We start from the raw sequence: 6,064 nt of genomic DNA, 5'->3' as shown, positions 1-6,064 counted from the left end.
AGAGCGTACGCCTGAAAAGTGTAAGGTCCCTGGTTCGATCCCTGGTCTGGGCACACCGCAGATCCCCCGGAGAATACATCCCCGGGGGATCTTCCGTATCCGTGGGGGACCGGGACGGGACTACACTGGCGGACATGGATGACAATCTCACCGTCGTGCACGACACCGACAATTCCCGCTACGTCCTCGACGTCGGGGGAGAGGTTGCCGGGTACGCGGCCTATGTCCGGGTGGGCGACGTACGGGACTTCAACCACACCGTCATCGACCCGGCGTACCGGGGACACGGGCTGTCCGCCCCGCTGATCGAGGCGGCGCTCGACGCCACCCGCGCCGAAGGGTTCGGCGTACGTCCGTCCTGCTCGGCGGTGGAGGGCTTCATCGCCAAGAACCCCGGTTACGGGGATCTTGTCCGCTAGATGTTGTTCTGCAGGTCGTTGACGTAGCCGGCGGGGTCGACCAGTGGGGTGCGCTCGTCGGCCTTGCGGTGACGGACCTTCGCCGGGGCGCCGATGAGGATCGAGTCCTCCGGTGCGTCCTTGGTGACGACCGAGTTCGCGCCGATCGCGGAGCGGGCACCGATGGTGATCGGCCCCAGGACCTTCGCCCCGGCGCCGACCATCACACCGTCGCCGATCGTGGGGTGGCGCTTGCGGTGGACCAGCTCGGAACCGCCGAGGGTGACACCGTGGTACAGCATGACGTCGTCGCCGATCTCGGCCGTCTCGCCGATGACCACACCCATGCCGTGGTCGATGAAGAACCGACGTCCGACCGTGGCGCCGGGGTGGATCTCGATGCCGGTGACGAACCGGGTGAACTGGCTCAGGATGCGTGCCGGTCCCTTCGCCCCCGAGGTCCACAGCCGGTGGGACACCCGGTGCGCCCAGATGGCGTGGAGGCCGGAGTAGACCAGGGCATTCTCCAGGTCACCGCGGGCGGCGGGGTCATGCGTCCTGGCGTTGTCCAGGTCCTCTTTGATGCTGCGCAGCACACTCACCGGGCGAGTCCTCCTTCTGGGCGGTGTCCGTGGCCGGGGATGACGAAACCCCGGCCACGGAAGGCGATGTAAGTTTCCTCACATCATCCTACGGATGTTCGTGGGCCGGGGTTCGCCGGGACCCGTGGTTACGGGGTGGGATCAGTCGCGCAGGTCGTCGAACAGCAGGGTGGAGACGTAGCGCTCGCCGAAGTCGGCGACGATGGCCACAATCAGCTTGCCCTCGTTCTCCGGCTTCTTGGCCTCCTCGAGGGCCGCCCAGATGTTGGAGCCGGTGGAGATGCCGACCAGGATGCCCTCCTGGGCGGCGAGCTCGCGGGCGTACTTGACGGAGTCGTCGATGGTGGCGTCGTAGACTTCGTCGAGGATCTCCTTGTCCAGGTTGTCCGGGAAGAAGTTGGTGCCGATGCCCTGGATCTTGTGGGGGCCGAACTTGCCCTCGGTGAGCAGCGGGGAGTCCTTGGGCTCGACGCCGACGATCTTGACGTCCGCGCTCTGCTCCTTGAGGTACTTGCCCGCACCGGAGACGGTGCCGCCTGTGCCGACACCGGCGATGAAGACGTCGACCTTGCCGTCGGTGTCCTCCCAGATCTCCGGGCCGGTGGTCCTGTAGTGGACCTCCGGGTTGGCGGGGTTGGCGAACTGGCGGGCGAGGACGGCGTTCTCGGTCGACTCGACGATCTCGTTGGCCTTGTCGACCGCGCCCTGCATGCCGGCCGGGGGCGGGGTCAGGACCAGCTCGGCGCCCAGGGCGCGCAGCAGGATGCGGCGCTCCAGGGACATCGACTCCGGCATGGTCAGGATGACCTTGTAGCCGCGGGCGGCCCCGACGGTGGCCAGCGCGATGCCGGTGTTGCCGGAGGTCGCCTCGACGATGGTGCCGCCGGGCTTCAGGGAGCCGTCCTTCTCGGCGGCGTCGATGATGGCGACACCGATGCGGTCCTTGACGGAGTTCGCCGGATTGGCGGACTCGAGCTTCACGACGACGTTGCCGGGCAGTCCCTCGGTGAGCTTGTTCAGCTTCACCAGGGGGGTGTTGCCGATCAGGTCGGTGATGTTCTCGTAGATCTTGGCCATGGCTGGGTGTTGGTCCTTTCGTGTCCCTCAATCTGGGCAGACCGAGCGGTCTGTCTGTATACCGCCGCAAGTCTACATGAGCCCGCTCACAGGCGCCATCATTGTGTGAAACAATGAATCATATGACTTACGAGACCATCATGACGGAGATCGCCGCGGGTGACGGGGACGGCAGTGCCGTGGCCACGATCACGCTCAACCGCCCCAAAGCGCTGAATGCCCTGAACCAGACGGTGATGGAGGAGGTCGTCGGCGCACTCGAGGAGTTCGACGCCGACCCGGGGGTCCGGGCGATCGTGATCACCGGCAGCGAGAAGGCCTTCGCCGCGGGAGCCGACATCACGCAGATGAAGGACCAGACATGGCCGGACATCAAACTGAAGCGGTTCTACGCGATGTGGGAGCGGGTCACCGGCGTGCAGACCCCGATCATCACCGCCGTCTCCGGCTACGCCCTCGGTGGTGGCTGCGAGCTGGCGATGATGGGTGACATCATCCTGGCCAGCGAGAAGGCCAAGTTCGGACAGCCGGAGATCACCCTCGGCGTGATTCCCGGCATGGGCGGAACGCAGCGCCTCACCAGGGCGGTGGGCAAGTACAAGGCAATGGACCTGATCCTCACGGGCCGCACCATGGGCGCCGAGGAGGCGGAGCGCAGCGGACTGGTGTCCCGCGTCCTGCCGGTCGACGGCTTCCTGGAGGAGGTCGCCCAGGTCGCGGCGACCGTCGCGTCCAACTCCGCGGTGGCACTTGCCGCGGCGACCGAGGCAGTGGACGCGGCGCTGAACACACCGCTGGCCGAGGGTATGCGCCAGGAACGCGAGGCGTTCTGGGGCCTGTTCGCGACCGAGGACCAGAAGGAGGGCATGAGCGCGTTCGTGGAGAAGCGCAGGCCCGAGTGGAGGCACCGCTAGATGGCCAAGAGCGTCACCTTCAACAAGGTCATCGACCACCCGGTGGAGACGGTCCACAGCGTGGTGTCCTCGGAGAGGTACCTCCTGACCGTTGATGACGAGCCGGCCGACGGCCTGACCATCGGGGACACGGAGCGCGAGGTGGCGCCGGACGGTTCCGTGCACTCGCGGGTCGTGGCGACCCGCCCCGCGGCAAAGAAGTCCCCGGAACTGACCGTCGAACAGACCACCGACGTCACCCCGTTCGCGGACGGCACATTCACCGCGACCACCGTGATACCGCTTCCCAAGGGGCTGGGGACAATGACCAACAGGCTCGTCTACACCGGCGGAGCGGACGGGACCACTGCGGTGGAGGCCCAGGTGACCGCCGACATCGGGGTTCCCCTGATTGGCGGCAGGCTCGCCGGCAAGCTCCTCGGTGGGGCGGAGGAGGGGATCGACAAGAGTCTCGCCCGGATCGGGCGTCAGGCAGGCCAGAACCGGACGTAGCGGGTGTGCTGAACGGGGTCATACGGGGGTTTCGGCGGCGGGCAATGTCCGGTTTCCGGAGGGCCCCTGTCCCGGGCCGAGGCCGCTTCGGGGTGGAATAGCGGGGGTATGGTCGCCGGTTCCCGGGGGTGATGTGCCGAGGGGCGGGACGGACGCGCCGTCCGACCGCTTTTTTCGCGTTACGGATGCAGTTCCGCGTAAACCCTGTTCACAGGGGATTTCCCTGCAGTCGACGTCGCCTCGGAGCCGTCGAAGCGGGCCAGGATTTTGGGGGTAGTGCTCAGGTTCCATATACTCTGTGACTGTAGAGCCCACGTCCCCCGCACTCGGGTGTTACCTGTTCGGGGGTGACAACCGATCAATACAGAAAGGTGCGCCGTGGAGCAGCAGCGTCACCGCGACGATGACGACGCCATCAGGCAGGCATTGTCGTCCCTGAAGAATGCGACCGGAATCCCGGTCACGATGTTCGGCACCTGTCAGCCGGACGGGCGGATGGTCATCAACCAGTGGGTGGGGCTCCGGACCCCGGCACTCAACAACCTCGTCGTTGAGTCGGGGCAGGGTGTCGGAGGCAGGGTGATGGCCACCCGGCGTCCGGTCGGGGTCTCGGACTACGCCCGGGCCAAATCCATCTCCCACGAGTACGACCGGCCCATCCGGGACGAGGGGCTGCATTCCATCGTCGCCGTGCCGGTGATCGTCGGCCGGGACATGCGGGGCGTCCTCTACGCCGGTGTGCATTCCCCGGTGAGGATGGGGGACAAGGTGCTCGAGGAGGTCACGATGACCGCCCGGGTGCTCGAACAGGATCTCGCCGTCAACGCGGCGGTGCGCCGCGCCGACGGTGGCGGGGGAGCGGGGCGGGACGCCGCGGCCAAGCCGGTGCGCACGATGTCGGGGGCGGAGTGGGAGCAGGTCCGCGCCACGCACTCCCGGCTGCGGATGCTCGCCAACCGGGTGTCCGACGAGGAGATCCGGCGCGACCTGGAGGTGCTCTGCGACCAAATGGTCAGCCCGGTCCGCGTCAAGCAGACGACGAAGCTCTCCGCCCGTGAACTGGACGTCCTGTCCTGTGTGGCGCTCGGGCACACCAACGTCGAGGCAGCCGACGAAATGGGTATCGGCGCCGAAACCGTCAAGAGCTACCTGCGTTCGGTGATGCGCAAACTGGGGGCGCATACCCGTTACGAGGCGGTGAACGCTGCCCGCCGGATCGGCGCGCTACCCTGACCTACCGCTAGGATGGATCGGGTGAAGGATCATTTTCTTGTGACAGGTGGCGCCCGGCTCAGCGGTTCGGTCAGGGTGGACGGGGCGAAGAACAGCGTCCTGAAGCTCATGGCCGCGGCATTGCTCGCTGAGGGGACGACGGTACTGCGGAACAGCCCCGATATCGCGGATGTCCCCTACATGGCCGATGTGCTGCGGGGGCTGGGGTGCGAGGTCGAGCTCAACGGGGGGACGGTGACCATCCATACTCCGTCGGAGATCTCCTCCGACGCCGACATCGACGCCGTGCGTCAGTTCCGGGCATCCATCTGCGTCCTCGGGCCGCTGACCGCCCGCTGCCACCGGGCGGTGGTCGCACTCCCGGGTGGGGACGCGATCGGAAGCCGACCTCTCGACATGCACCAGTCCGGGCTGGAGCAGCTCGGGGCAACGACACATATCGAGCACGGCTGCGTGGTCGCCCAGACGGACAGGCTGACAGGGGCGAAGATCATGCTGGACTTCCCGTCGGTCGGGGCGACGGAGAACATCCTGATGGCCGCGGTCCTGGCGGAGGGGACGACGGTACTGGACAACGCGGCCCGTGAACCGGAGATCGTGGATCTGTGCCTGATGCTCCAGGAAATGGGGGCGAAGCTCGAGGGGGCGGGGAGCAACACCATCACGGTCGAGGGCGTGCCACGGCTCAACCCCGTCGAGCATGAGGTGGTCGGGGACAGACTGGTCGCGGGAACGTGGGCCTACGCCGCGGCAATGACGCAGGGCGACATCACGGTGGGCGGGATCGACCCGGCGCACCTGCACCTTGTCCTGGAGAAGCTGAAGCTGGCCGGCGCACGGGTGGAGCAGTACCCGACGGGATTCCGGGTCGTCCAGGAGACGCGTCCTACCGCGGTCGACTACCAGACCCTGCCCTTCCCCGGATTTCCCACGGACATGCAGCCGATGGCGATCGCACTCTGCGCGGTGAGTGGGGGAATGAGCGTGATCACGGAGAACATCTTCGAGTCGCGGTTCCGGTTCGTCGACGAGATGACGCGGTTGGGCGCGGACACGAACATCGACGGCCACCATGTGAGTATCCGGGGAGTGGAGGAACTGAGCTCCGCCCCGGTGTGGTCCTCCGACATCCGCGCCGGTGCGGGACTGGTGCTGGCCGGGCTCTGCGCCGACGGGGTGACGCGGGTGAATGACGTCTTCCACATCGACCGTGGCTACCCCGGTTTCGTGGAGAAGATGGTGGAGCTTGGCGCCACGGTGGAGCGCGTCACGGAATAAGTGCTCTGACCTGGGGGGTTGTGGTGTCTGGGTGGGGTGTGTAGATTAATGCGAGTCAGAGCGACGGACA

The 6,064-nt window shown here is 66.8% G+C and carries 7 protein-coding genes; 5 read left to right on the top strand and 2 right to left on the bottom strand.

Going from position 1 to position 6,064, the window contains the following annotated elements; genetic code table 11:
• The first annotated feature begins 134 nt into the window (after positions 1-134).
• The gene (locus tag ACTIL2_RS15045; RefSeq protein ID WP_442338289.1) at positions 135-419 is read left to right on the top strand and encodes a GNAT family N-acetyltransferase; all 285 of its coding nucleotides are present in this window, start codon (positions 135-137) and stop codon (positions 417-419) included.
• Here ACTIL2_RS15045 and epsC read toward each other — a convergent pair.
• Positions 416-1,000 (bottom strand): serine O-acetyltransferase EpsC, encoded by a 585-nt coding sequence (gene epsC / locus ACTIL2_RS15040; RefSeq protein ID WP_442338288.1) that lies wholly within the window; start codon positions 998-1,000, stop codon positions 416-418. The genes ACTIL2_RS15045 and epsC overlap by 4 nt on opposite strands.
• A 141-nt stretch (positions 1,001-1,141) precedes the next feature.
• Positions 1,142-2,077, bottom strand: coding sequence for a cysteine synthase A (gene cysK, locus ACTIL2_RS15035; RefSeq protein ID WP_442338287.1), 936 nt, complete (start codon positions 2,075-2,077; stop codon positions 1,142-1,144).
• Between the two features lie 113 nt (positions 2,078-2,190).
• On the opposite strand from cysK, the gene ACTIL2_RS15030 reads away from it, so the two are divergent.
• The 4 genes from ACTIL2_RS15030 (at position 2,191) to murA (ending at position 5,994) form a co-directional block, all read left to right on the top strand.
• Positions 2,191-2,991, top strand: coding sequence for an enoyl-CoA hydratase-related protein (locus ACTIL2_RS15030; protein ID WP_442338286.1), 801 nt, complete (start codon positions 2,191-2,193; stop codon positions 2,989-2,991).
• A complete protein-coding gene (locus ACTIL2_RS15025) occupies positions 2,992-3,483 on the top strand; it encodes a DUF2505 family protein (RefSeq protein ID WP_442338285.1) in 492 nt (163 codons plus the stop codon).
• 378 nt (positions 3,484-3,861) lie between these two features.
• Entirely contained in the window at positions 3,862-4,716 is an 855-nt protein-coding gene (ramA, locus tag ACTIL2_RS15020) for an acetate metabolism transcriptional regulator RamA (RefSeq protein ID WP_442338284.1), read from the top strand.
• Positions 4,717-4,737: 21 nt separating this feature from the next.
• Complete coding sequence (gene murA, locus ACTIL2_RS15015) at positions 4,738-5,994, top strand: UDP-N-acetylglucosamine 1-carboxyvinyltransferase (protein ID WP_442338283.1); 1,257 nt, start codon at positions 4,738-4,740, stop codon at positions 5,992-5,994.
• Positions 5,995-6,064: the final 70 nt, after the last annotated feature.

Origin of the sequence: Corynebacterium sp. (assembly GCF_052107835.1) — a bacterium.
Taxonomy (GTDB): Bacteria; Actinomycetota; Actinomycetes; order Mycobacteriales; family Mycobacteriaceae; genus Corynebacterium.
Note: the sequence above shows the minus strand (reverse complement) of the source record. Positions and strands in the feature narration are given on the sequence as shown.